The sequence below is a fragment of the Marinobacter bryozoorum genome (assembly GCF_023156245.1).
Taxonomy (GTDB): domain Bacteria; phylum Pseudomonadota; class Gammaproteobacteria; order Pseudomonadales; family Oleiphilaceae; genus Marinobacter; species Marinobacter bryozoorum.
This window is the reverse complement of the sequence record NZ_JAKZAH010000004.1, coordinates 26,882-52,880: the sequence shown is the minus strand read 5'-3', so window position 1 is coordinate 52,880 and position 25,999 is coordinate 26,882. Positions and strand designations below refer to the sequence as shown.

General features: G+C 59.7%; 18 protein-coding genes and 4 tRNA genes. 6 read left to right on the top strand and 16 right to left on the bottom strand.

Translation table 11 applies throughout. The features are described 5' to 3' along the window. Positions 1–85 precede the first annotated feature (85 nt). Positions 86–1,543 carry a pyruvate kinase gene (gene pyk, locus MLC59_RS03630; protein ID WP_248230932.1) on the top strand — a complete coding sequence of 486 codons (1,458 nt, stop codon included), beginning with the start codon at positions 86–88 and terminating at the stop codon, positions 1,541–1,543. Here the strand turns inward: pyk and MLC59_RS03625 are convergent. From MLC59_RS03625 to MLC59_RS03565, 13 genes are all read right to left on the bottom strand, one after another. After that, on the bottom strand, positions 1,540–2,211 hold the full coding sequence (locus MLC59_RS03625) for a bifunctional 4-hydroxy-2-oxoglutarate aldolase/2-dehydro-3-deoxy-phosphogluconate aldolase (RefSeq protein WP_248230930.1): 672 nt from the start codon (positions 2,209–2,211) through the stop codon (positions 1,540–1,542). The genes pyk and MLC59_RS03625 overlap by 4 nt on opposite strands. A 19-nt stretch (positions 2,212–2,230) precedes the next feature. Next, complete coding sequence (gene pgl / locus MLC59_RS03620) at positions 2,231–2,950, bottom strand: 6-phosphogluconolactonase (RefSeq protein ID WP_248230929.1); 720 nt, start codon at positions 2,948–2,950, stop codon at positions 2,231–2,233. Then, positions 2,937–4,409, bottom strand: coding sequence for a glucose-6-phosphate dehydrogenase (zwf, locus tag MLC59_RS03615; RefSeq protein WP_248230924.1), 1,473 nt, complete (start codon positions 4,407–4,409; stop codon positions 2,937–2,939). Before zwf ends, pgl begins: the two co-directional genes overlap by 14 nt. Before the next feature lie 199 nt (positions 4,410–4,608). Then, positions 4,609–6,456, bottom strand: coding sequence for a SurA N-terminal domain-containing protein (locus tag MLC59_RS03610; protein ID WP_248230922.1), 1,848 nt, complete (start codon positions 6,454–6,456; stop codon positions 4,609–4,611). A 235-nt stretch (positions 6,457–6,691) separates the two neighbouring features. After that, complete coding sequence (locus MLC59_RS03605; protein ID WP_282450838.1) at positions 6,692–6,985, bottom strand: HU family DNA-binding protein; 294 nt, start codon at positions 6,983–6,985, stop codon at positions 6,692–6,694. Positions 6,986–7,201: 216 nt separating this feature from the next. Next, the gene (lon, locus tag MLC59_RS03600; protein WP_248230921.1) at positions 7,202–9,616 is read right to left on the bottom strand and encodes an endopeptidase La; all 2,415 of its coding nucleotides are present in this window, start codon (positions 9,614–9,616) and stop codon (positions 7,202–7,204) included. Positions 9,617–9,814: 198 nt separating this feature from the next. Further along, a complete protein-coding gene (gene clpX / locus MLC59_RS03595; protein WP_248230918.1) occupies positions 9,815–11,098 on the bottom strand; it encodes an ATP-dependent Clp protease ATP-binding subunit ClpX in 1,284 nt (427 codons plus the stop codon). Positions 11,099–11,211: 113 nt separating this feature from the next. Next, positions 11,212–11,847 carry an ATP-dependent Clp endopeptidase proteolytic subunit ClpP gene (gene clpP, locus MLC59_RS03590; protein ID WP_248230916.1) on the bottom strand — a complete coding sequence of 212 codons (636 nt, stop codon included), beginning with the start codon at positions 11,845–11,847 and terminating at the stop codon, positions 11,212–11,214. Between the two features lie 109 nt (positions 11,848–11,956). Continuing rightward, positions 11,957–13,264, bottom strand: coding sequence for a trigger factor (tig, locus tag MLC59_RS03585; protein ID WP_248230914.1), 1,308 nt, complete (start codon positions 13,262–13,264; stop codon positions 11,957–11,959). Between the two features lie 185 nt (positions 13,265–13,449). After that, positions 13,450–13,534: transfer RNA gene (locus tag MLC59_RS03580), tRNA-Leu, on the bottom strand. Between the two features lie 100 nt (positions 13,535–13,634). Next, positions 13,635–13,710 (bottom strand) — tRNA-His (locus MLC59_RS03575). An 86-nt stretch (positions 13,711–13,796) separates the two neighbouring features. Further along, a tRNA-Arg gene (locus MLC59_RS03570) sits at positions 13,797–13,873 on the bottom strand. A 35-nt stretch (positions 13,874–13,908) separates the two neighbouring features. After that, a tRNA-Pro gene (locus MLC59_RS03565) sits at positions 13,909–13,985 on the bottom strand. A 192-nt stretch (positions 13,986–14,177) separates the two neighbouring features. Here MLC59_RS03565 and folD point away from each other — a divergent pair. Then, positions 14,178–15,035, top strand: a complete 858-nt coding sequence (gene folD / locus MLC59_RS03560) for a bifunctional methylenetetrahydrofolate dehydrogenase/methenyltetrahydrofolate cyclohydrolase FolD (RefSeq protein ID WP_248230911.1) — start codon at positions 14,178–14,180, stop codon at positions 15,033–15,035. A gap of 362 nt (positions 15,036–15,397) precedes the next feature. On the opposite strand, the gene MLC59_RS03555 is transcribed toward folD, so the two are convergent. From MLC59_RS03555 to MLC59_RS03545, 3 genes are all read right to left on the bottom strand, one after another. Next, positions 15,398–17,578, bottom strand: a complete 2,181-nt coding sequence (locus MLC59_RS03555) for a malate synthase G (protein WP_248230909.1) — start codon at positions 17,576–17,578, stop codon at positions 15,398–15,400. A 135-nt stretch (positions 17,579–17,713) separates the two neighbouring features. Next, on the bottom strand, positions 17,714–19,096 hold the full coding sequence (cysS, locus tag MLC59_RS03550; RefSeq protein WP_248230906.1) for a cysteine--tRNA ligase: 1,383 nt from the start codon (positions 19,094–19,096) through the stop codon (positions 17,714–17,716). Between the two features lie 140 nt (positions 19,097–19,236). After that, positions 19,237–20,913 (bottom strand): glutamine--tRNA ligase/YqeY domain fusion protein, encoded by a 1,677-nt coding sequence (locus MLC59_RS03545; protein WP_248230904.1) that lies wholly within the window; start codon positions 20,911–20,913, stop codon positions 19,237–19,239. Positions 20,914–21,052: 139 nt separating this feature from the next. Here MLC59_RS03545 and MLC59_RS03540 point away from each other — a divergent pair, with 139 nt between their 5' ends. Genes MLC59_RS03540 through MLC59_RS03525 form a run of 4 tightly spaced genes read left to right on the top strand, consistent with a single transcriptional unit; the run spans position 21,053 to position 25,967 of the window. Further along, entirely contained in the window at positions 21,053–21,562 is a 510-nt protein-coding gene (locus MLC59_RS03540) for a peptidylprolyl isomerase (protein WP_248230899.1), read from the top strand. Next, positions 21,559–22,284, top strand: a complete 726-nt coding sequence (lpxH, locus tag MLC59_RS03535) for a UDP-2,3-diacylglucosamine diphosphatase (protein ID WP_248230898.1) — start codon at positions 21,559–21,561, stop codon at positions 22,282–22,284. Before MLC59_RS03540 ends, lpxH begins: the two co-directional genes overlap by 4 nt. Before the next feature lie 30 nt (positions 22,285–22,314). After that, positions 22,315–24,171, top strand: a complete 1,857-nt coding sequence (locus MLC59_RS03530; RefSeq protein WP_248230896.1) for an LTA synthase family protein — start codon at positions 22,315–22,317, stop codon at positions 24,169–24,171. Next, on the top strand, positions 24,171–25,967 hold the full coding sequence (locus tag MLC59_RS03525) for a glycerophosphodiester phosphodiesterase (RefSeq protein WP_248231154.1): 1,797 nt from the start codon (positions 24,171–24,173) through the stop codon (positions 25,965–25,967). The genes MLC59_RS03530 and MLC59_RS03525 overlap by 1 nt, the downstream gene beginning before the upstream one ends. Positions 25,968–25,999 lie beyond the last annotated feature (32 nt).

Sequence of the window (25,999 nt, the reverse complement as noted above, 5' to 3'; positions counted from 1 at the left end):
CTTCACCATTCTGTTACACTCAGACAGTACCATGACTGCGGACTGCCCCATACGCACTGACGCCAAAAAAAGGAACCCGAACGCCATGCCAGAGCAGCTACGGCGCACCAAGATCGTTGCCACCCTTGGCCCCGCCACCGACGCCCCGGACGCCCTTGAGCGGATTATCCGCGCCGGCGTTGACGTCACTCGCCTGAACTTTTCCCACGGTAGCGCGGAGGAACATGGCGAGCGGGCCCGCCAGGTGCGGGAAGCCTCGGCCCGTGCTGGCCGTTTCGTGGCCGTTCTGGCAGACCTGCAGGGACCTAAACTGCGCATCGCTCGCTTTCGCGACAACAAGGTGACCCTCCGGGCCGGCCAGACCTTTGTGCTGGACGCCGCCATGGACAAGGATGCCGGCAATGACCAGGCCGTGGGCATTGACTACGAGCAACTGATCCGCGACGTCGTTCCCGGCGATATCCTGGTCCTGGACGATGGCCGTATCGAGATGGAAGTGACCGCAGTGGATGACCACAGCATCACCTCCACCGTACTGATCGGCGGCCCCCTGTCCAATAACAAGGGGTTGAACAAACGCGGTGGCGGCCTCTCTGCCGACGCCCTGACCAGCAAGGACCGGGATGACATCGTAACCGCCGCACAGCTGGGGGCAGACTATGTGGCCGTCTCCTTCGTCCGCACCGCTGACGATATGGACACCGCCCGATCGCTGCTACGGGAGGCTGGCTCCGGGGCGTCGCTGGTGGCCAAGATTGAACGGGCCGAACTGGCCCACGATACCGAAGCGCTGGACTCGGTGATCCTGGCCTCTGACGCCGTGATGGTCGCCCGGGGTGACCTGGCGGTGGAAATCGGCGATGCCGAGCTGGTCGCTGTCCAGAAGCACATCATCGCCCGGGCCCGCGCCCTGGACCGGGTTGTCATCACGGCCACCCAGATGATGGAATCAATGATCGACAACCCTATGCCGACCCGCGCCGAGGTATCCGACGTGGCCAACGCGGTAATGGACTACACCGACGCGGTCATGCTTTCCGCCGAGACCGCCGTGGGCGATTATCCGGTACAGGCAGTGGAAGCCATGGACCGCATCTGCAAGGGCGCCGAACGCCACCCCTCCATGCATCAGTCAGGCCACCGCATGCACGAGGAGATGGAGCGGGTGGACGAGGCCATCGCCCTGTCCGCCATGTACGCGGCTAACCACCTGCAGGGGGTAACCGCCATTATCTGTCTTACCGAAACCGGCGCCACGCCTCTGCTGATGTCCCGCATCAAGTCGGGGCTGCCCATCTTTGCCTTTTCCCGTCACTTCACCACCCAGCACAAGGTGGCGCTCTACCGGGGCGTGCAAACCGTGCCGTTTGACTCGGCCGAGGTTGCTCCCGACCAGACCAATGCCCTGGCCGTAAAACAACTGCAGGACCGGGGCATCGTCAACCCGGGCGACCTTGTGGTGGTGACCAAGGGCGATTACGTCAACGCCCAGGGCGGAACCAACACCATGAAAATCCTCCGGGTTGGGGACAATATCCGTTAAGGGTCTCCGTATTGACCTCTACAGCTGGCAAGGCTTTCCCTTGCCAGCCGGGACACCCCCGCCCAATCTCCCACGCTGACCTTTGACTCCGGCGTCAGCCAGGTGCCGCCTACCGCCTTGACATTGGAAAGGGCCAGGTAATCCCTTGCGGTATTCTGGCGTATGCCGCCAGTCGGACAGAAGGCCACATCCGGGAATGGCCCGGCGAAGGCCTCGAGGGCCTTCACGCCACCGGACACCTCTGCCGGGAAAAACTTGAACGACCGATAGCCCAGCTCATACCCCAGCATAAGTTCCGACACCGTAGCCACACCGGGCAACAAGGGCGCATTGGCCGTCAGGCCATAGTCCAGTAACCGCGGTGTAATACCGGGGCTGACCACAAAGCGGGCTCCAGCGTTCTCGGCGCGGCGGTAACCGGCCGGGTCCGTAACGGTACCCGCTCCCACCAGAACATCATCCGGCAACCGTTTGCTGAGCAGCTCGATAGCGGGCAGCGCCCGGGGGGTTCTCAGGGTAATCTCCAGCACCCTAATGCCCGCCCCTACCAATGCCTCTGCCAGCGGCACGGCGTCAGCCTCGCGCTGGAGGGAAATCACCGGAATCAGGGGGCCGGCCTCAAGCACAGCCATAATCCTTTGCCGCTGCTGGTCTGAAAGTCCTGTCATCGATGCTGCTCCCGTCCCGTCAGGGACACCAGAATACCTCCAGCGGCTGCCGGAAGAAGGCCCGTATCGGCGCCCCGTAAATGTTGGCCGGCTGCGCCAGGGCCGATTCCAGCGCTGTGTACTTGCCTTGCCCTCTCAGCAACAAGGCGGTACAGATCGCACCCACCAGCGCCGGAAGACTCAAGGATACCCGTGGGGTGCTTTGCGAAGCCGGACTGGTGGCTACGGCAAGCGGAGCATCAGGGGCTAGCGCGCCTTGCAACTCGGGGGCGTCGGGGAAAAGCGAGGCGGTATGACCATCTTCTCCCATCCCCAGCACGACAACCGTTGCCGGCCATGGCAGCGCCATCAGCCGGGAACTCGCCTCAACGGCAGCAGCCTGTGGATCCTCTTGCACCGCTGCAATCAGTTCATGAAAACTGGCAGCCGCAGCCTTCCGCCGTAACAGGGTCCCCCTGATCAGACGGCTGTTGCGGGCCGGGTCATTCTCTGCCACCCACCGCTCATCCGTGGGCAGGACATCCACTCGCGACCAGTCCAGGTCAGCCTCTGACAATTTCCTGAGGAACGGTTCCGGAGTGGTGCCGCCGGACACAACCAGCAGGGCCCGTTGTTGCCGGTCAAGCGCTTGGCGAAGCTGTTCGGCCACCCGCTGCGCCAACCGGCTGGCCAGTTCGTCCGGCTCAGCCGCCTGGTTAAACGTTACAGGCAGGTGCCCTGACGCATCAGGTATCTTCATACCAGCTCCTGCCATCCCGGGTAATCATGGCAATGGCGGCTACCGGCCCCCAGGTGCCCGCCGCATATCGCTTGGGATGGGCGCCACAATCGTCACAATTGGCCAGCAACTGATCCACCCAGCGCCAGGCGTGTTCCACCTCGTCACGACGGACGAAGAGGTACTGGTTACCTTTCATGGCTTCCAGCAGCAGGCGTTCATAGGCATCGGGAATGCGCTCGGTATCGAAAGTCTCGGCAAACGTCAGTTCCAGTGGGCCCTGGCGCAGCCTCATTCCCCGGCTCAGGCCCTGATCCTTGGTCAGTATTTGCAGGGACATGCCCTCATCAGGTTGCAGGCGGATAATAAGCTTGTTATTGGCCAGGTACTTCTGGTCCGGGTCAAAAATGTAATGAGGAGCCGGCTTGAAGTGGACGATGACCTCGGACCGCTTCTCCGGCAATCGCTTTCCGGTGCGGATGTAGAACGGTACACCTGCCCAGCGCCAGTTTTCGATTTCCACCTTGAGGGCCACAAAGGTTTCCGTATGACTGGCTCCCCCTGCGTCTTCTTCCTGCAGGTAGCCCGGCACCGGCACACCCTCGGCGGTTCCTGCCGTGTACTGGCCCCGAACCAGGTGGGTACTGATGCGCTCTGGTGTCAGGGGCGCCAGTGCTTTGAGCACCTTGACCTTTTCATCCCGGATACTGTCCGGTGAGAGATCCGATGGTGGGTCCATCGCCAGCAGGCACAGCAGTTGCAACAAATGGCTCTGCACCATGTCCCGCAGCTGGCCGGCGCTGTTGAAATAAGACCAGCGACCTTCTACCCCGACGCTTTCCGCAACGGTGATTTCTACGTGGGAAATATGGTTCTGGTCCCACTGGGAGGCAAACAGGTTGTTGGCAAAGCGCAGGGCGATCAGGTTCTGGACGGTTTCCTTGCCCAGGTAGTGGTCAATCCGGAAAATGTTCTCTTCACGAAAGGCCGTGGCGAGCTGGTCGTTCAGCTTCTGCGAAGAGGGCAGGTCCTGCCCGATAGGCTTTTCCACCACTACCCGTGCGCTGTCATCGCAGCAACCCGCGTCACACAGGTGGGCGGTGATCTGCCCATACAACCCGGGTGGTGTCGCAAAGTAGAGCACCAGCACATTGCCGTGCCCTCCTTGACGGTGCCATTCACCGAGTTGCTGGTAGCCTTCGGCATCCGAGAAGTCCATTTTCAGGTAGTCGACCCGGGCCAGGAACCCGTCCATTGCGTCGGCTTCCATGACCTCGGGTTCAAGGTATTCCTCCAGGCCCCTGGCGATCTGCTGGCGGGCCCCGGCTTTATTCAGGTCCCGCCTTGCCAGGGCCAGGATACGGCTCTGTTCCGGCAAAAGGCCGGCACGGTGCAGGTGATACAGCGCCGGGAAAAGTTTCTTGGTCGCCAGGTCCCCCATAGCCCCGAAAAGTACCAGGTCACAGGCCGGATTCCCCATTATGGTGCCTCCAGAGGGTCAGGTAGCTGCTTTATGGAACGTCATACAAAAAGCATGACAATACCGCAGCAGGATTGCCAGTTTTCGAGGCGCGATTGATTTCCGGGCGGTGCTGGCCAGTCCGCATATAAAAAAGGTCTGCCGCGAAGCATCGGGGCAGACCTTTCATCAGAGCACTGGCTGCAGGGCCGGGGCGGCGTCAGGGCCGTTCGATTTCTGCCTGCTCCCGGAGTGTACGAACGTAGGCACTGTATTCCTGCTGGCCATTCATCTGGGCGAGGAACTGCGCCATGTTACGGACCTGTTCGCTTTCGGAGTCCACCTCACCGTCGCTCACATCCGACAGCGCGATGATCACCAGGTCCGATCCGTCGGCAACGGTACCGAAACTGAAGCCATCCTCATCAGGCGTCGGCAGCGAAAATACCCGGGCCTGGATCGGGGCAGGCACCGCGGACTGGTTGCGCACCACGTCATCATAGACAGTCCAGTCGTCACCTTCAGGCGTCGCCTCTCCTGTCCGGAGCTGGCCCAGGAGCTCATCAGCGCGCTCCTGCAGCAAGGTAAGGGTCTGCTCGCGCTGGAGGCGCTCACGAATCTGGCCTGCCACTTCCTCCAGGGGTTGCGGAGCCTCGGGATGATGCTCCGTCACCCGCGCCACGACGGCGGTGGTCTGGTCTATATCGATCAGCTCGGTATTGAAGCCGTCTTCCAGCACGTCCGCAGAGAACAGCTGACGCACCAGTCCGGCATGCTCAAAGGGTGCCTCGTTACCTTCCCGGGTGACGCCGTTACGCGTCTTGACCTCGAGCCCGAATTGTTCGGCGGGCTCCTCCAGTGTCTCGGAGGAAAACGCCATGTCAGCCAGATCCGTCCGCTGACGGGCAAACTCGTCACCGGCGCGGGACTGTGCAATCTGGTCACGGATTCCCGGAGCCAACTCCTCGAAGGGAGCAGGCTCTGAGGTACGGATATCGAGCACCTTGATAAAGTGGGTGCCGTACTCGGTTTCCACCGGGCCGGATACCTCCCCCTCTTCCAGGGCCAGCATGGCTTCATCATAGGCACCGCCGAGATCTCCCTCTCTCAGGTAACCCAGGTCGCCGCCCTGCTCCGCCGACAGGGGGTCATCGGAGAATTCCCGCGCCAGCCCGGCAAAGTCGGCGCCGTCGTCCAGCTGCTGCTGGATGGTTTCAATACGGCTTTGCGCATCATCTCCATCTTCGACGAGGATGTGGGCAGAGCGGCGCTCTTCGTAGCTTTCTTCTGCCACCAGTTCATCGTACCGGTCGCGAACGTCCTGCTCGGGAACATCAACGGTTTCGGCAACCGTGTCCAGGGAAAGCTCGATCCAGGCCACGTCCACGGACTCAGGCCGCGTGAACTGCTGCTGGTTCTCGCTATACCACTGCTCAACGTCGGCGTCGGTTACCTCGACCTCATCGGCGACCGAGGTCGCGCCAAGGGTCAGGGTGCTGAAGTCCCGGGTCTGGCCCTGGATCGCCAGCACCTGGCGAGCGGCTTCCGCCGGTGCGACCCCGCCACGGATGACAGAGGTCCGAATCTGGTTGCTGATGTAGTCGCGCTTGAGCAACTCACGGAACTCGGCCACGCCCATACCCAGATTGCGAACGAACGAGGTAAAGTTCTGCTGGCTGAATTCGCCGTTGACCTGGAACTGGGGCATGCTGACGATCAACTGGTCAACACCCTGGTCAGTCAGTTCGAGTCCCTGGTTACCGGCGTCCTGGGCAAGAACCTCGGCCTGGATCATGCTTTCCAGCACCTCCTGGCGAATACGGTCTTCATCCAGCAGGGTAGGGTCCGGGTTTTCCATTTCGCTCAGCCGCTGCTGGCTGGCGATCTGCACCATCCGCAGGTACTCCCGCTCGGTAATATCCTCGCCGTTAACAGTGGCGACTTCAGGTTCACCGCGGAAGCCGCCGACTATGGCGTCCATACCCCAGATTGACAGGGAAACGATCAATACAGCGATGATAATCTTGGCGATGGTGCCCTGGGCATTGTCCCGAATATCTTGAAGCATGTTCCTCCCGGATCGCTTGCCCCCTTTCGTGCCGTCCGGATGGCACCGGGTTCAGCGTCAGGCCTCGATCAGTGTTGCTCTGGAATAACAGTCAGCAGGCTCGCCCGGAACAGCGGGGCCGGGACTTTATACACTGACTGAACGTAAAAAGGCGCACCCGGAATGGAATGCGCCTTGAATTCGAGCAGGGCGGCACAGGTGACTCGATACCGGCACCGCCTGCCGAAGGAGTCCGTTACTTGACGGCGTCCTTCAGAGCCTTACCTGCCTTGAACCCGGGCACCTTGGAGGCCGGGATCTTGATCTCGGCACCAGTCTGCGGGTTACGGCCAGTGCGTGCGGCGCGCTCCTTGACAGAGAAGGTACCAAAGCCGATCAGGGTGACCTGATCGCCTTTCTGGAGAGCGCCGGTGATGGAGTTGGTCATCGCATCCAGGGCACGGCCAGCGGCTGCCTTGGAGATATCGGCGGACTCTGCAATTGCATCGATAAGTTCGGACTTGTTCACACTAAACCCCTTCGATTTCAGGTTGGAGAAGTTCTCGGTCTGTTTATTTTTCTCGGACGTTTCCGACTATCGCATAAGCAGTCGGAGAATTCCATTCTTCACTTTTTTTATTCCCTGCGGCTGTTAACCGGTCCACGGAATAGGTCTTGATCGCGCGGGAGCCCTTGGTATTGGCTGCTTCACGGCGAAACAGTTATACCAACGGGCTCTCCGGCATGTCAACAAAGCACTCAGCTTTTAATGTGTGTTGATCCGCTCTCCGGCATCACCTTCGTCATCCCGGGTACCACCAGGCTGGGCCGCGGTGGAAGACGTCTCGGCCAGCGGCTCCGGAGTGTACTCCAGGGCGATATCGAGCACCTCGTCGATCCACTTCACCGGACGAATCTCCAGGGACTCCTTGATGTTATCCGGTATCTCCTTGAGATCACGAACATTTTCATCCGGAATAACGACTGTCTTGATGCCGCCACGATGGGCTGCCAGCAGCTTTTCCTTAAGGCCGCCAATGGCCAGCACGCGGCCCCGCAGGGTGATTTCGCCGGTCATTGCCACGTCTGCGCGAACCGGGATACCGGTTAGCGAGGACACCAGTGCCGTACACATTCCGATGCCGGCACTGGGGCCGTCTTTCGGGGTTGCGCCTTCCGGCACATGGACGTGCAGATCATGTTTTTCGTGAAAGTCGTCACGTATTCCAAGACCGGGGGCCCTGCTACGGACCACCGTCAGCGCAGCCTGGATAGACTCCTGCATCACATCCCCGAGGGAACCGGTCTTGACCACGCGACCCTTACCGGAGGTAACAGCGGTCTCTATAGTCAGCAATTCGCCGCCAACAGAGGTCCAGGCCAGGCCGGTCACCGAGCCTACCTGGTTCTTTTCTTCCGCCAGGCCATAGGTGAACTTGCGCACGCCGGAGTAGTCTTCCAGCTTTTCAGGTGTCAGCTCGAGGGCCGTTTTCTCTCCTTGCTCCACGTGCTCACGGACCACCTTGCGACAGATCTTGGCCAGTTCCCGCTCCAGCCCCCTGACGCCGGCCTCACGGGTGTAATAGCGAACGAGGTCCCGCAGGGTCTGGTCGGGAATCACCAACTCGTCCTTTTTCAGGCCATTGGCCTTGAGCTGCTTGGGCAGCAGGTACTTGAGGGCGATATTGACCTTCTCGTCCTCGGTGTACCCCGGAATACGGATGATTTCCATCCGGTCCAGCAACGCCGGCGGAATGTTCATGGAGTTGGATGTGCACACGAACATGACGTCAGACAGGTCGTAGTCCACTTCCAGGTAATGGTCGTTGAATGTATGGTTCTGTTCCGGGTCCAGCACTTCCAGCAGTGCGGAGGCGGGATCGCCACGGTGGTCCATCCCCATCTTGTCGATCTCGTCGAACAGGAACAGGGGGTTCTTCACGCCGACCTTGGACAATTTTTGCAGCAACTTGCCCGGCAAGGCGCCAATATAGGTCTTGCGGTGACCGCGGATCTCGGCTTCGTCACGCACGCCCCCCAGGGCCATGCGGGTATACTTGCGATTGGTCGCACGGGCGATGGACTGCCCCAGGGAGGTCTTGCCCACACCGGGAGGACCCACCAGGCAGAGCACCGGCCCCTTCACCTTCTTGACACGGCTTTGTACGGCCAGGTATTCAAGGATGCGGGTCTTCACCTCATCCAGGCCGTAGTGGTCCTCGTCCAGGATCTCGCGGGCCTTCTCGATATCATGCCGGACCCGGCTGCGCTTTTTCCAGGGGATGGACAGCATCCACTCGATATAGCCCCGGACAACGGTGGCCTCAGCAGACATGGGTGACATCATCTTGAGCTTGCTGAGTTCCGCCTCGGTCTTCTTGCGGGCCTCTTCCGGGAGCCCGGCCTCCTCGATTTTCTGCTCAAGGTCCTCGAAGTCACCGCCACCCTCGCCCAGTGAGCCCATCTCCTTCTGGATGGCCTTCATCTGTTCGTTAAGGTAATACTCCCGCTGGCTCTTCTCCATCTGCTTCTTGACCCGGCCGCGGATTCGTTTTTCCACTTCGATCAGGTCTATCTCGCTGTCCAGCCGGCCCAGCAGGAGCTCAACGCGGTTACGGATATCCAGGGCTTCCAGCAATTCCTGCTTCTCTGGCACCTTGAGCTCAAGGTGGGCGGCCATGGTGTCCGCAAGCCGCTCCACCTCATTGATGCCCTGCAATGCGCTGGACACTTCAGAGGGTACCTTGCGGGACATTTTCACATACTTCTCGAACTCCTCCGTGAGGGTGCGTACCAGCACATCTTCTTCCCGCTCCGGCAGTGAGTCTGTCTCAAGTAGCGTAGCGGTGGCAGTCAGGTATTCATCTTCAGCCACGGCGTCCAGCCTGGCACGGGCGTTACCTTCCACCAGCACCTTTACCGTACCATCAGGCAGGCGCAGCATCTGCAGGACGGTTGCAAGGGTGCCCACATCAAATACATCGGAAGGACCGGGATCATCGGTGCCGGCATCCCGCTGTGAAACCAGCAGGATTTCCTTGCTACCCTCCATGGCCGCTTCCAGGGCCTGGATAGACTTTTCACGCCCCACAAACAGCGGAACTACCATGTGAGGGAAAACAACCACGTCCCGAAGGGGAAGCATAGGGTATTCGGTACGGGTTTCTGGAGTCGGGGTCATAAGGAATCCTCTGACGACATTTCTTTCAGCATACCACCGAACATTGGGGTTATTCGCGGGATTGCAATGATTTTACAGAGCCTTTCTCCCACAGAAACCTGTCCGTGAGGAAATACCCTGAAATGGTGGGTGACGGACACAAAAAAAGGGCGTTGCCGCCCTTTTCTTGTGTCCTGGCACATCCCGGCAATGACGATCTCAGTCTTCCGGCACCGCCTTTGCGTGATCACTGCTGGCGTAGATCTTGAACGGCTCGGAATCACCCTCGATCACGCTCTCGTCAATCACAACCTTGGTGACGTCAGGCTCAGACGGGATCTGATACATGGTGTCGAGCAGCGTGGCCTCCATGATAGAGCGCAACCCCCTGGCACCGGTCTTTCGTATCATGGCCTTGCGAGCAACGGCGCGCAGTGCATCATCACGGAAGTCCAGCTCCACCCCTTCCATATCAAACAGCTTCTGGTACTGCTTGGTCAGGGCATTCTTGGGCTCGGTCAGGATCTCGACCAGCGCCTCTTCATCCAGCTCCGTCAGGGTTGCCACAACGGGCAGACGACCGACGAACTCCGGGATCAGGCCATACTTAACCAGGTCCTCGGTCTCGACGTTACGAATTACGTCACCGGTGGACTTTGTATCATCCTGACTGGCGACAGACGCCGAGAAACCGATACTGTTCTTTTCCGTACGCTCGCGGATAACCTTGTCCAGGCCGGCGAAAGCGCCGCCACAGATGAACAGCATATTGCCGGTATCTACCTGCAGGAACTCCTGCTGCGGATGCTTGCGACCACCCTGGGGGGGTACCGATGCAACCGTGCCTTCAATCAACTTCAGCAGCGCCTGCTGCACACCCTCACCGGAGACATCCCTGGTGATTGACGGATTGTCGGACTTGCGGGAAATCTTGTCGATTTCATCGATGTAAACGATACCCCGCTGCGCCTTGTCAACATCGTAATCGCACTTCTGCAGCAGCTTCTGGATGATGTTCTCGACATCTTCCCCCACGTAACCGGCTTCGGTCAGCGTGGTGGCATCGGCGATCGTGAAAGGCACGTTCAGCATGCGTGCCAGGGTCTCTGCCAGCAGGGTCTTACCACTACCGGTGGGGCCGATCAGCAGGATGTTACTCTTGCCAAGCTCCACCTCGGCCTTGCCTTCACCGTAGCGCAGGCGCTTGTAGTGGTTATAGACAGCCACTGACAACACCACCTTGGCGCGGTCCTGGCCAATCACATACTCGTTAAGGGTATTGCGGATCTCCGCTGGTGTCGGCAGGCGGTCACTGGCCTCTTCCTGTGCACTCTCCTGGATTTCCTCCCGGATGATGTCGTTACACAGGTCGACACACTCGTCGCAGATGAATACCGACGGCCCTGCAATGAGCTTACGGACTTCATGCTGGCTTTTTCCGCAAAACGAGCAGTACAGCAACTTGCCGTTATCGTCGCCCCTGCCGTTTCTTTCATCTGCCATTGAATTACCTCTGGTCTGGTTTTCGGTGCCAATGTGCGGCCTGGTATGCACCGTTACCGCCTGGAACCCTCAATAGAGTACGCAGCCGCACACCGATTCGACTACCGTCAGTATTATGTATTCGGGACGCGCTTATCAAGTACGGTATCGATAAGCCCGTACTCCTTCGCCTGATGCGGATCCATGAAGTTATCCCGGTCCGTATCCCTGGCGATGGTCTCCAGGTCCTGCCCGGTATGTTCTGCCAGGATACGATTCAGCGTATCGCGGATCTTGAGAATTTCCTTTGTGTGGATCTCGATATCCGTCGCCTGGCCCTGGTAACCACCCAGGGGCTGGTGAATCATGACCCGGGAATTCGGCAGGCACGCACGCTTGCCGGCGGCACCACCGGCCAACAGGAATGCGCCCATACTGGCAGCCTGGCCGACACAAAGGGTCGCCACATCGGGCTTGATAAACTGCATGGTGTCGTAGATGGACATACCAGCCGTGACCGAACCACCAGGGCTGTTGATGTACAGGTGAATGTCCTTGTCCGGATTTTCGGACTCCAGGAACAGCATCTGAGCGACGATCAGGTTGGCCATGTGGTCTTCCACCGGACCCACCATGAAGATGACCCGCTCTTTCAGGAGCCGTGAGTAAATGTCGAAAGACCGCTCACCACGAGAGGTCTGCTCGATAACCATCGGGATCAATGCCGCATTGGCGTCCATGGAGGAACCATCAAAAGGTTTCTGGGACATGTGTGCCTGCACTCCTTATCGGATTCGGACTGAATGATTCTTGACAAAGAAACAGCCGGTCAAGCCGGCTGTTTCTCCGGGCGCTCAGCCCGGGGTAAGTGCCGGGCACTTATCCCCGCTGTTGCTGGGCTGCCTGGATGACGTCGTCGTACTTGACCTTCTTTTCATTAACTTTGGCCTGATCGAGGACAAAGTCAACTACCGCGTCTTCCAGCACAACCGACTCAATCTGCGCCTTCTGCTCCGGATTGCTGTTGAAGTGCGTAACCACCTCTTCCGGCTGCTCGTAGGTAGACGCAATCTCGCGGATCTTCTCGTCCACCTTCTCGTCTTCAGCCTTCAGGTCGTTAGTCTTGACGACTTCCTGGAACAGCAGGCCAGTCTTGACGCGACGGGCAGCCTGGTCCTGGAAGATTTCCTTGGGCAGCTGCTGCGGATCCATCTGACCACCGAAACGTTGTACGGCGTCATTACGCAGACGATCAATTTCCTGGTCAATCAGTGCCTGGGGAATCTCTACTTCGGTCGTTTCCAGCAGACCGTCAACCACGTCGTTCTTCACCTTGGCGGACATGGCCTGTTTGAGCTCCCGCTCCATGTTTTTCTTCACTTCCTCGCGGAAGGCTTCCTCGGAGTCAGCCTCAATCCCGAAGCGCTGGAAGAACTCCTCATTCAGCTCAGGCAGCTGGGGCTCTTCGACTTTCTTGACGCTGATCTCGAATTTCGCAGGCTTACCCTTGAGATCCTCGCTGTGATAGTCCTCGGGGAAGGTCACTTCGACCTCGATGTCTTCACCGGTCTTGGCACCTACGATGCCCTTCTCGAAACCGGGAATCATCTGGCCGGAGCCCAGCTCAAGGCGGTGATCCTGGGCTTCGCCGCCCTCAAAGACCTCGCCATCGACATACCCTTTGAAGTCAATGGTGACGGTGTCCTTGTTCTTGGACTTGCGCTTGACTTCCTTCATGGTGGCCTGCTGACGACGCAGGTTATCGATCATCTTGTCGATATCCTTGTCAGTTACCTCGGCAACCATCTTTTCGACTTCGATCTTGCTCAGGTCGCCCAGTTCGATTTCCGGCAGTACCTCGAAAACGGCAACGAACTCGAGGTCCTTGCCTTCTTCCATGGTCTTCGGCTCGAAACGGGGCCAGCCCGCCGGGGACACATCACTTTCTTCCAGTGCCTTGACGTAACTGTCGCGCATGACTTCGCCAACGATTTCCTGGCGTACACTGTCACCGAAACGACGCTTGACGACCTTGTAGGGCACCTTGCCGGGACGGAAGCCATTCAGACGGACGGTGCGCGCGGTTTCCTGAAGACGCTTTTCAACCGCCTTGTCGATTTCCTGGGCGGGCACACCAATCGTCATGCGACGCTCGATGTTTGACGTCGTTTCAACAGACACTTGCATGGAAGTTCCTCAAATTACCGAATCAGTTAAGTGGATTTGGGTTTGGTTAAAAGGCGTAGTCTATCACGGAACAAACAATGGAGAGAATCACCTGGAACGCAGGAAATCGGGCATCACACGGCAGGAAAGCAATTTTGTGACCGGAATTGGAAAGATGATGACAAACTGCCCGGCTAACCGGTAAATGGTGCGAGAGGAGAGACTCGAACTCTCACGGGTTGCCCCACTGGAACCTAAATCCAGCGCGTCTACCAGTTCCGCCACTCTCGCAAACGATGTGACCGCGTCCTGCAACCTTCACCCAGCCTGAAACAGGCGCCAAACCAGGTACGGGGATCAAAGCAGAACAGATCAGAAACCAAGAGGGAAATGGGGTGGACGAAGGGGTTCGAACCCTCGACCGCAGGAGTCACAATCCTGAGCTCTACCAACTGAGCTACGTCCACCATAATCACTTCTGACCCTGCAACCGGACGGCGCCGATTTGCAGCAACTTCGCCAACACTGTGCCTGAGTCTGCCTGAACGGCTATTGGCGCGCCCGGCAGGACTCGAACCTGCGACCACCCGCTTAGAAGGCGGGTGCTCTATCCAGCTGAGCTACGGGCGCTTGACCGTGTGCCCACCTGAACATCCAGTGTGGGTTGGTCGGGGTAGAGAGATTCGAACTCCCGACATCCTGCTCCCAAAGCAGGCGCGCTACCAGACTGCGCTATACCCCGTAACCAGAACAACATCTGCCTCAGCAAAGTTGGCGCGCATATTACCGGCGGATCCGGGGGGCGTCAACCGGCACATCATCATTTTTCTCCAGAAACTTCCGCAACACAAGCACCTGTGCCGCACCACCAATTGGCGCGGAGCCGGTTACATGCGAGAATGGCCGCCTTCATTTTCACCTGACAGATATTCCCATGACCGCAGAACTCATAAACGGAAAAGAGATCGCCGCGGGCATCCGCCAGCAAGTTGCTGCCGGCGTTGAGGCCCGGCGCCAGAAAGGGCTTCGCGCACCTGGCCTCGCCGTGGTACTGGTCGGCAGTGACCCGGCTTCGCAGGTCTATGTCGGCAACAAGCGTAAAGCCTGTGAAGCCGCCGGCATCCACTCCCTTTCCTACGACCTTCCTGCCGACACCTCCCAGGAAGCACTGGAAGCGCTGGTGGATGAGCTGAATGAAAACCCGGAGGTAGACGGCATCCTCGTGCAACTGCCCCTCCCGGACCACCTGGACGACGACCCCATCCTGGTGCGTATCCGCCCGGACAAGGACGTGGACGGCTTCCACCCCTACAACATCGGCCGCCTGGTCCAACGCCAGCCGGCGCTTCGTCCCTGCACTCCCCGGGGCATCATTACCCTGCTGGACCATATCGGCACCCCCTACAAGGGCCAGCACGCCGTGATCGTAGGCGCCTCCAACATTGTCGGCCGCCCGATGTCCATGGAACTCCTGCTCAAGGGTGCTACAACCACCGTCGCCCATCGCTTTACCCGGGACCTGGAAAAGTTTGTTGGTGAGGCGGATATCCTGATCGCAGCCGCCGGCAAGCCCGGCCTGATCAAGGGGGAGTGGATCAAACCCGGCGCCACCGTCATTGATGTCGGCATTAACCGGATGGAAGATGGCAAGCTGCGCGGAGACGTGGACTTTGAAGCCGCCTCAAAGCGCGCCGGCTATATCACGCCGGTACCTGGCGGTGTGGGCCCTATGACCATTGCCACGCTGCTTCAGAACACGCTTTACGCGGCGAACGTGCTGCACGACGGCTGATAAGACGGATCTGGCAGCGCCCTTCGACAGGCTCAGGGCGAACGAAATAAAGCAGCCCTGAGTCCTGCCATGAGGACCGTTCACCGTAAGCCCCATAAGGACCTTCGCCTGCCCCCCATAAGGACCGTTGCCCCATGAGTCCTGCCATGAGGACCGTTCGCACTGAATCCCCCATGAGGACCGTTCGCCATTCGTCCTGCCATAAGGACCGTTAGTCCTGCCCCCATAAGGACCGTTCGCCATTAGTCCTGCCTTAAGGACCGTTCGCCCTGAGCCTGTCGAAGGGCGACTGTCGAAGGGCCAGTCCAATAAAAAACCCCGCAAGGCATAGACCGAGCGGGGTTTTTTGTCAGTTCAGACAATTACTGCCCGAACTTCGCCTTGGCCTTGAGGCGGTAGGCGTGCAGGAGCGGCTCGGTATAGCCGTTCGGCTGCTCACGGCCCTTCAGAACCAGGTCCAGGGCAGCCTGGAAGGCCACGCTGTCATCAAAGTTCGGCGCCATGTTGCGGTACGCCGGATCACCTTCGTTCTGGCGATCAACCACCGCCGCCATGCGCTGCATGGTGCTCACAACCTGCTCTTCTGTGCAGATGCCATGGTACAGCCAGTTGCACAGCAGCTGGGAGGAGATACGCAGGGTGGCGCGGTCTTCCATCAGGCCCACATCGTTGATGTCCGGCACCTTGGAGCAACCCACACCCTGGTCGATCCAGCGAACCACGTAGCCGAGGATACCCTGGGCGTTATTGTCCAGCTCTTCCTGGATCTCGCCTTCGGACAGTGACTTGGGATCATCCATTACCGGCACGGTGAGGATGTCTTCCAGTGCCGCGCGCTGACGGCTCTCAAGCTGCTTCTGCACATCCGCCACATTCACCTGGTGGTAGTGGGTGGCGTGCAGGGTAGCGGCCGTAGGGGAAGGAACCCAGGCGGTGTTGGCGCCGGCCTTCGGGTGACCGATCTTGGCCTCCAGCATGCCCGCCATCAGATCCGGCATGGCCCACATACCCTTACCGATCTGGGCAACGCCACGGAAACCGGTTTCCAGCCCAATGTCCACGTTCCACTGCTCGTAGGCCTGGATCCAGGCTGCCTGCTTCATCGGCCCCTTGCGGATAAACGGACCCAACTCCATGGAGGTGTGAATCTCGTCACCGGTGCGGTCGAGGAAGCCGGTGTTAATGAACACGGCACGCTCTTTTGCCGCGTGGATGCAGGACTTGAGGTTAACCGTGGTGCGGCGCTCCTCGTCCATGATGCCCACTTTCAGGGTAAAGCGCGGCAGGCCCAGTGCATCTTCCACCTTGCCGAAGAATTCGTTGGTGAAGGCCACTTCTTCAGGGCCGTGCATCTTCGGTTTAACGATGTAAACAGAGCCGGTGGTGCTGTTCTGGTGCTGGCCGTCGCCCTTCAGGTCATGGATGGCGATCAGGGACGTGACCAGGCCGTCCATCAGCCCTTCCGGCACTTCGCTGCCGTCTTTCAGCAGGATAGCCGGGTTGGTCATCAGGTGTCCGACGTTCCGCACAAACATCAGGCTGCGACCCTTGAGGCTCACCTCACTGCCATCGGCACAGGTATAGGTGCGGTCAGCGTGCATGCGACGGGTCATCATCTCACCGCCCTTCTGGAAGCTCTCTTCCAGGTCGCCCTTCATCAGGCCCAGCCAGTTGCGATAGGCCAGCGCCTTGTCATCGGCATCGACGGCTGCAACGGAGTCTTCGCAGTCCATGATGGTGGTCAGGGCAGATTCCATCAGCACGTCTTTCACGTGGGCGCCATCGTCCTGGCCGATGGGATGGCTGGCATCGATCTGGATTTCGAAGTGCATGCCGTTCTTCACCAGCAGGATGCCGGTAGGCTCGCTCTCGGAGCCGGTGTAGCCGACAAAGCCGGACTCGTCTTGCAGGCCAGTGGTCTCGCCGTTCTGCAGCTTCACCACCAGCTTGCCACCCTCAACCTGGTATTTTGCGGCATCCTTGTGGCTGCCGGAAGCCAACGGGGCTGAGTTGTCCAGCAGGTTGCGGGCAAATTCGATAACCCTGTCACCACGCACCGGGTTGTAACCGGGCCCCTTCTGGGCACCACCTTCCTCGGAAATCGCGTCGGTACCGTAGAGCGCATCGTACAGGCTGCCCCAACGGGCATTGGCAGCGTTCAGGGCGAAGCGACCGTTCATTACCGGCACAACCAGCTGCGGGCCGGCCATGGTGGCAATTTCCGGATCCACATTGGAAGTGGAGATCTTGAACTCATCCGGCTCGTCGACCAGGTAGCCAATTTCCTTCAGGAAGGACTTGTACTCGTCCATATTGAACGGCTGGCCCTTGTGGTTGCGGTACCAGCCATCCATTTTTTCCTGGATATCGTCACGCTTGGCAAGCAGCTCCTTGTTACGGGGCGCCAGTTCATGGACGATCTTGTCAAATTCCGCCCAGAATTTGTCAGCGTCGACACCGGTTCCCGGGATCGCTTCGTTGTTCACGAAATCGAACAGGTTCTTAGCGACCTGCAGGCCGCCGACTTGCACGCGTTCAGTCATCGTTGTCTGCCTCAGTGTTGTCTGTATTCCCTGAGAGACAGGGCGGATCCGATGTCCACATTCTGCCTCTCCCTCATACCTCGGGGCGCGATAGTTTACGCCATCTCCCCGGTTATTTCATACTGGCGTTCGATTTCACCCCCGTCGCCAGCTGGTGCCCTCACGGCTGTCATCCAGGATAATGCCCTTTTCCTGCAGCTCGTCGCGGATGCGATCCGCTTCGGCGAAGTTCTTCGACTTGCGGGCGTCGGCACGGGCCTGGATCATGGCCTCGATCTGCTCCGCCGTCAGGTCACCCGCCACACCTGCCTTGAAGAATGCTTCCGGGTCCTGCTGCAGGATACCCAGCACCGCCCCCAGGCGCACCAGCACCGCCGCCAGCTCGGCCACCCTGCCATCATCGCCGTCCCTGCGGGCCTGGTTCAGCTCACTGGCTACACCATGCAGCACGCTGATGGCGCCAGCAGTGTTGAAGTCATCATCCATCGCCTGGTAGAACTGGTGATCGAACTCGCCTTCCGGCACTTTCTTCGTTGGCACTACACCCCGCAACGCATGGTACAGCCGCTCCAGGGTGCGCCCGGCTTCCGCCAGGTTGTCCTCGGAGTAGTCCACCTGGCTGCGGTAATGGCTGGACACCAGGAAGTAACGCACCACTTCCGCGGGGTACTTGTCGAGGATCTCGCGAATGGTGAAGAAGTTGCCCAGGGACTTGGACATCTTCTCCTTGTTCACGCGGATGGCGCCGGCATGCAACCAGGTATTCACAAAATGATGCCCGGTGGCACACTCGGACTGGGCAATCTCGTTTTCATGGTGCGGGAACAGCAGGTCCGGGCCGCCCCCGTGGATATCAAAGGTATCCCCGAGGCACCGGGTAGACATGGCGGAACACTCGATGTGCCAGCCCGGACGACCATCGCCCCAAGGCGACTGCCAGCTCACCTCACCGGGCTTGGCCGCCTTCCAGAGAGCAAAGTCCGCCGGGCTTTTCTTGGCCTGCTCCACATCCACGCGGGCACCGGCCAGCAGGTCTTCCAGCTTCTTCTTGCTGAGCTTGCCGTAACCGTCAAAGCTGTTAACCGCAAAGTATACGTCGCCGTTATCTGCCGCGTAGGCGTGGTCCTTCGAGATCAGCACCCGGATCATGGCGATAATCTCATCAATATAGTCGGTCGCCCGGGGCTCCTCGGTAGGCGCCAGCACCCTCAGCTTCTGCTCGTCCTCGTGCATGGCCCGGATCATACGTTTCGTCAGGGCATCAAACGGCTCGCCATTCTCGTCCGCACGGCGCAGGATCTTATCGTCGATATCGGTGATATTGCGCACATAGTGGACGTCATAGCCCCGGTGACGCAGGTATCGGGTAATCACGTCAAACGCCACCAGCACCCGGGCATGCCCCAGGTGACAGTAGTCGTACACCGTCATACCACAGACGTACATGCGCACCTTGCCCGGCTGGATGGGCTGGAAGTCTTCTTTCTGCTGGGTGAGGGTGTTGTATATTCTGATCACGCGGTAAGCATCCGAATCATGCAATGAGTTTAGTTTGGACTACACGCCCGTCGCTGGCAGGGCGGGAGCCTCCAGGGACGGATTCACGGCGTGCCCCGGAATGTCTGAGCGGCGTACGGCCCTAGTCCGACCTTTTCGGGTCAGGCCTTACCTTTTCCCCAGGAATCTCTCAGGGTAACCGTCCGGTTGAATACCAGCCGACCGGACTCGGAGGCCTCCTCATCGAAGAAAAAGTACCCCTCCCGCTCAAACTGGTAAGGCAGGTCGCTCCGGGGTTGACCCAGGCTCTTCTCGGCGCGGACCTTTTCCAGGCGCACCAGGGACTCCTGGTTGACATGGTCGACAAAGTCGCCCTCCTTGTCGCTGTCCGGGCTCTCGTGGTTGAACAGGCGGTCATAGAAGTTGATGTCCGCCTCTACTGAATCCGTCGCCGATACCCAGTGGATCACCCCGTTAGGCTTGTAGCCCTCAGGGTTAACGCCCAGTGTGTTCGGATCGTATTCGCAGCGCAGTTCAACGATCTCGCCGCTGTCGTCCCGGATAACCTCACGACAGGTCATCACGTAACCACCCCGCAGGCGGACAGCCTGCTCAGGGGCCAGCCGCTTCCACTTGCGGGGCGGCTCCTCGACAAAGTCTTCCCGGTCGATATACAGCTCGCGGGTCCAGGGCACTTCACGGGTGCCCATGTCCGGGTTCTGGGGATGCACTGGCAGCTCCAGGGTTTCCGACTTGTCTTCCGGGTAGTTGGTCAGCACCACCTTCAGCGGGCGCATCACGCACATGGCCCGGGGGGCACGGGTGTTGAGATCCTCCCGGATAGCATGCTCCAGCATACCGACATCCACGGTACCGCCGGCCTTGTTCACGCCGATCATGTCGCAGAAGGTGCGGATGGACTGGGGCGTATAACCCCTGCGACGCATGCCGGAGATGGTGGGCATACGGGGGTCGTCCCAGCCATCCACAAAGCCTTCGTCCACAAGGCGCTTGAGCTTGCGCTTGCTGGTGACCGTGTAGTTCAGGTTCAGCCGGGCAAACTCGATCTGCCGGGGCTTGCAGGGGGCCGAGATGTTGTCGATTACCCAGTCGTACAGGGGCCGGTGATCCTCGAACTCCAGGGTGCACAGGGAGTGAGTAATACCCTCCATGGCATCGGAAATCGGGTGCGTAAAGTCATACATCGGGTAGATGCACCACTTGTTGCCGGTCTGGTGATGCTCGGCGTACCGGATGCGATAGAGAATGGGGTCCCGCAGGTTGATATTGGGCGATGCCATATCGATCTTTGCCCGCAGCACCAGCTCACCGTTGCCGAACTTGCCCTCACGCATGTCCCGGAACAACAGCAGGTTCTCCTCCACCGACCGGTCACGGTACGGGCTGTTGCGACCCGGCTCTTTGAGGGTACCGCGATATTCGGTCATTTCCTCGGCGGACAGGGAGCAGACATAGGCCTTGCCCTTCTCGATCAGCTCCACTGCGAAATCGTGGATGGCATCGAAATAGTCGGAGGCAAAGCGGACCTCTCCGACCCAGTCATACCCCAGCCACTTGACGTCACGCTTGATGGCGTCGATGTACTCCTGCTCTTCCTTTTCCGGATTGGTGTCGTCAAAGCGCAGGTTACACTCGCCGCCAAAGGTCTCGGCAATACCGAAATTCAGGCAGATGGACTTGGCATGACCGATGTGCAGGTAACCATTGGGCTCCGGCGGGAAACGGGTTACCACCTTGCCGGTGTGCTCCCCCTTGGAAATAGCTTCTTCGATCAGGCTCTGGATAAAGTTGTGGGCTTTCTTCGACTCGGCGCTCATAGTGTCCCGGAATGAAAGAAGTGGATCTGAAACCGCCTATTATACGCATAAATCGTGGCGGGACTCATGCATGGCTGACAAGTCTTGCGTACAATAAACCCCTGTACACATGGCTGATCCTTCACTACAGGAAATTTCAATGATTCTGCTGCACACCACACATGGCGACATCAAGCTGGAACTGGACTACGAAAAAGCCCCGGAAACTGCCAGGAACTTCGAACAATATGTTCGTGACGGCTTCTACGACGGCCTGATTTTTCACCGTGTGATCAGCAACTTCATGGTTCAGGGCGGCGGATTCGAGCCGGGCATGCAGCCCCGCAAGACCCGCGATCCCATCCAGAACGAGGCCGATAACGGCCTGAGCAACATGCAGGGCACCGTGGCCATGGCTCGCACCATGGACCCGCACTCCGCCACCGCCCAGTTCTTCATCAATGTCGAAAACAATGGCTTCCTCGACCACACCGCCAAGAACGCCGAGGGCTGGGGTTATTGCGTGTTCGGACGAGTGGTGGAAGGCATGGACACGGTTAACCGCATCCGTGCCGTACGCACCGAGACCCAGGGCTTCCACGATGACGTACCCTCCGAAAATGTGATGATCGAGAAGGCCGAGGTGCTGGAGGACGGAGGCGAGGCGTGACCATCCGCTTCATTTCCGACCTGCACCTGGAAGAGTCCCGCCCGGATATCACGGACGCCTTCCTGGCCTTCCTCAAGGACAAGGCCATGGGCATCGAAGCCCTCTACATCCTCGGAGATTTCTTCGAGGCCTGGATCGGCGATGATGAGAAAACACCGTTGCAGAACCAGGTGGCGGAAGCCCTGCGGGACGTCAGTGACAGCGGCACCGCCCTGTACCTGATGCACGGCAACCGGGATTTCCTGATCGGCGAGGACTTCTGTAATCGCTGCGGTGCCGAGCTACTGCCCGACCCCACCGTCGTTGACCTGTATGGCACCCCCACCCTTCTGATGCACGGTGACAGCCTGTGCACGGCGGACGTGGAATACCAGAAGTTCCGCGCCAACATGCGCAACGAGCAATGGCAGCAGATGTTCCTGCAGCGCCCCCTGGCCGACCGTCAGATGGTCGCTCGTCAGCTGCGGGAAATCAGCATGGCCAAGAATCAGGGCAAGGCAGAAACCATCATGGACGTGACACCGGAAGAAGTGGTCCGGGAAATGGAGCACCATGGCGTGCAACGACTGATTCACGGCCACACTCACCGCCCGGCGATGCACGAGCTTACGGCGAATGGCGCGCAGGCATTCCGTATTGTGCTGGGTGACTGGGACACCCACGCCTGGTGGCTGGACGTCACCGGTGACGGAGAACCCACGCTGCACAAGCGGCCGCTCTAGGCGGTCTCACAGGCCTGCGACGGGGGTTCCATGTCGGTTTACAGGGCGCTACAGGACCAGCGGCTCGGGCTTACCGTGTTGCTGGCCTTTGCCTGGCTTTTGTCCGTCCGGTTCTGCTTTTACCTGCAAAGTGGTGTCTGGCCGGAAACCGGCCTGCTACTCCTCAGTGACGTCGCCGGTGCGATAACGGTAGCCGGCCTGTTGATGCTGGCGCGCGCCTTCTGGATGAGGGCAATACTGGTCATAGCCCTGGGCTGCCTGATGACGGTCTCCGCCATGCACCTGGCGGCCCACGGCACCTATCCCCGGCTGTCCATGATCAGCAAGGGTGCGGACCCGGTGTTCCTGGCCTCATCGGTCTTCAACACCCAGTTGCTGATGCTGCCCCTTTACCTGGGTCTGGCCTGGCTGCTGGTCCGTATCTATCGTTGGCTGGTCCCGATCCCGCCGCGCCGGATTACCTTTGCTGCCCTGCTGGTGGTAGCGTCTACCGGCGCCTACCTGGTCGCTTCCCATAGCCTGACCACATCCCGCAACAACGTGGTAACCGGCTTCCTGGCCCAGGTTCCCACCGCCATCCTGGCCCCCGCTGGAGCCTTGCTGCGGGATGAAGTCGCCAGGGAAACCGCAGTCGACCGCTCGGAAGCCGAGGCGGAGTTCTTCGAAACAGAGGTTGCCCACCCGGAGATCCAGACCCCACCCAACGTCCTGCTGATCCTGGTCGAGGGCCTGTCCTCCGGCTACTTTCCTTCCATCAGCGAATACCACGGACTGGCACCGGTGGTATCGCTACCCGAGCTGGAAAACAAGCTTGCCGAGACCGGCTTCCGCCTGTACCGCAACACCCTGAGCATGGAGCGACAGACTGACCGGGGCACCTTTGCCATCCTCTGTGGCCAGTACCCGGATTTTCAGCGCCTTTCGACAAAGATGGAGGACGTCGCCAACGGTGAAGCCTTCCCCCTGTGTATGCCTGAACTCCTGCGGGCAAACGGTTACACCACCGCCTACTGGCAGGCAGCGCCACTACGCTATATGAGCAAGGACCGCTTTATGCCCCGGGCCGGTTTCACCCGGGTGACCGGCTCGGAAGTTTTCCAACAGGGTGGAGAAAGCCCGGAGGGCTGGGGCCCGCCAGACCCCGTCTATTTCGCCAACGTAGCGGAGCGACTGAAGGCACTGGACCAGGAGGTCCCCCGGTGGATGGTCACTTTACTCAATGTTGGCACACACCATCCCTTTGACACCGGCGGTGAATACACAAGCACCGGGGAGGATAACGAGCCCCTTCCTACCGAACCGCTCAAGGCCAGGCGTAACGCGATGCGGGTAATGGAACAAAGCCTGATCGGATTCCTCGACGATATGGAAGCGTCCGGCGCCCTGGACAACACCCTGGTTATCCTGACATCCGACGAATCCGGGGGCTTTGTCCGCCAGGACCAGGACTCTTTCCCGCTCAACGGCAACACAGGCGTCATGGCTGTACGACCTCCACAGCCAGGGGGCCTTGACCAATACGCTGACCGGGACCGGATAGTGGCGCAACTGGATATTCCATTGACCATCCTCGATGCCACCGGGGCCAGCGATCCCTCCCTCGCCATGACCGGTCGCAGCCTGCTGAGCCAGGACACCTCTGACCCCCGGGACCTGTTGCTGGCTGATACCTATACCGGTATGAAGTTCTTCCTGCGGGAGAGCGGCGAATTGCTGGCCTGCACCGAAAGCCTGTTACGCTGTGAAACTTGGGCATTTGAACCCGGCCGCCTGTTCGGTACCCTGACACCAACCGAAAGCGAGCCTTTCCTGACCCTGGCGCAACGGCTGCGGCTGTTCGGCGAATCCGCCCGACTGCCTACAGGGCCGACCGCTGACAGTGAGTGATGCGACCATTTATCGATTCTCTGGGAATACTGCGACGACACCGTCGTAGCCTGCTCCTGTACCATCTGTTCTTTACCGGGCTGACCCTTGCCCTGCTTGGCCCGGTACTGGGCACCATGCTCTCCGCGCTGGAGCCAGTAACCGGCGAAGGCGCTATCAGCACGGGCGGTATTGCCGCCTTCCTGCTGTCACCAGGAGGGCTTGTGTGGATGGCGGCCACCCTCACCGCCCTGACCGCCACCCTGACCTTGGAACAGGCCGGCATGACCGTCATTGCCTCCTCCGTGGAGCGTACGGGGGAATACCGGCTCACCCTGGCGGCACTCTGGCAAATGGCACGGCGTTCCGGCAAGTTGCTATGGCTGACCGTACTCCAGGTTCTCGGTCACATGGTCGTCGCCCTGCCTTTCCTGTTCGTCATAGCCTTCGCCTGGTGGGGACTGCTCTCTTCCTATGAGATCTATTTCATCCGGGTCACCCGCCCAGCTGAACTCTGGTGGTTCCTTGCTGTCGCAGGACTGGCCACTGGGGCAATGGCTGTCTGTAATGGCTGGCTGTTTTTGCGCTGGAGCCTGGCAGAGCCGATTGCCACACTGGAGCGCACCAGCGCAGTCGGGGCGCTGGCGACCAGCAGTGAACGGATTCATGGCAGTAAAGGCAAGCTGGTCACACCCCTGGTGGCCGGCGCGGCGTTGCTGTTTACGTTGCCGGTCCTGTTTACCTGGCTATTCCAGGTTCTGGGCACCCCCTACCTGGCGCTGATGCCGAACAGTCCGCGCGCGCTGCTGCCAGCCATTACCGCTTATATCGCGTTTTACCTGCTGCTGATGGTTGCGGTGACGTTTATCCTGTCAGCCGGCTATAGCGTGTTGATCTACCGTGTGTACCTGGCCACCAGTGGCCACTCCAGGCAGCACCACGTGACTACTCCGCCATCCACAGCGGGCAGGCGAGCCTGGCTGGTGGAAGGTGCCCTTGTCATCATGGTACTGGTGCAGGCAAGTCTGATCGTCAGCGCATTCGACTCGGGGGACCAGGTCAGCATTACTGCCCACCGGGGCAACGCCTTTGCAGCACCCGAAAACTCTGCCAGTGCAATAGAACGGGCGATCAGGGACGGCGCAGATTATCTCGAAGTAGATGTGCGCATGACCCGGGACGGGCAACTGGTACTCTGGCACGATGCCAACCTTGAACGGCTTCTGGGGCGCCCGGACCGCATTTCCGCGCTGAGATGGGACGATATCCGGGAGCTTGACGCCGGCAGCTGGTTTTCGGAGGCCTATTCAGGAGAACCCATCCTGACCCTCCCGGAACTGATCAACCTGGCCAGGGACAGGGCAAAGCTTTTCCTGGACCTGAAACCGGACCACAATAGCCGAGACCTCACACGCAAGGTGGTGGAATTACTGCAAAGGGAAGACGCGGTAGAAGGCACTGTCATTGCCGCCGCCGAACGCCATGTCCTCAGGGATGCCATGACCATGGAACCGCGACTGCGCACAGCACTGCTGGCACAGTTCGTGATTGGCCCGCTGGACAATGAAGGATTCGATATCCTGGGCCTGCGTTATAACCAGGCAAATGCCGCTGCCGTAGCCCGCGCCCGTCAACTGGGCTACGAACTTCATGTATGGACGGTCAACCAGCCGACGGAGATGTCTCGCATGATCGATATGGGGGTCGACAACATTATTACCGACCGGCCAGACGTCCTGGCCAGGCTGTTGGCGGAACGGGCCGAACTGAGCGATGGTGAACGCCTGGCGCTGAAGTTGCGGAACTGGCTGAGGTAGGCTGGCTGACCCGGGCAATCCGGTCCGGGCCA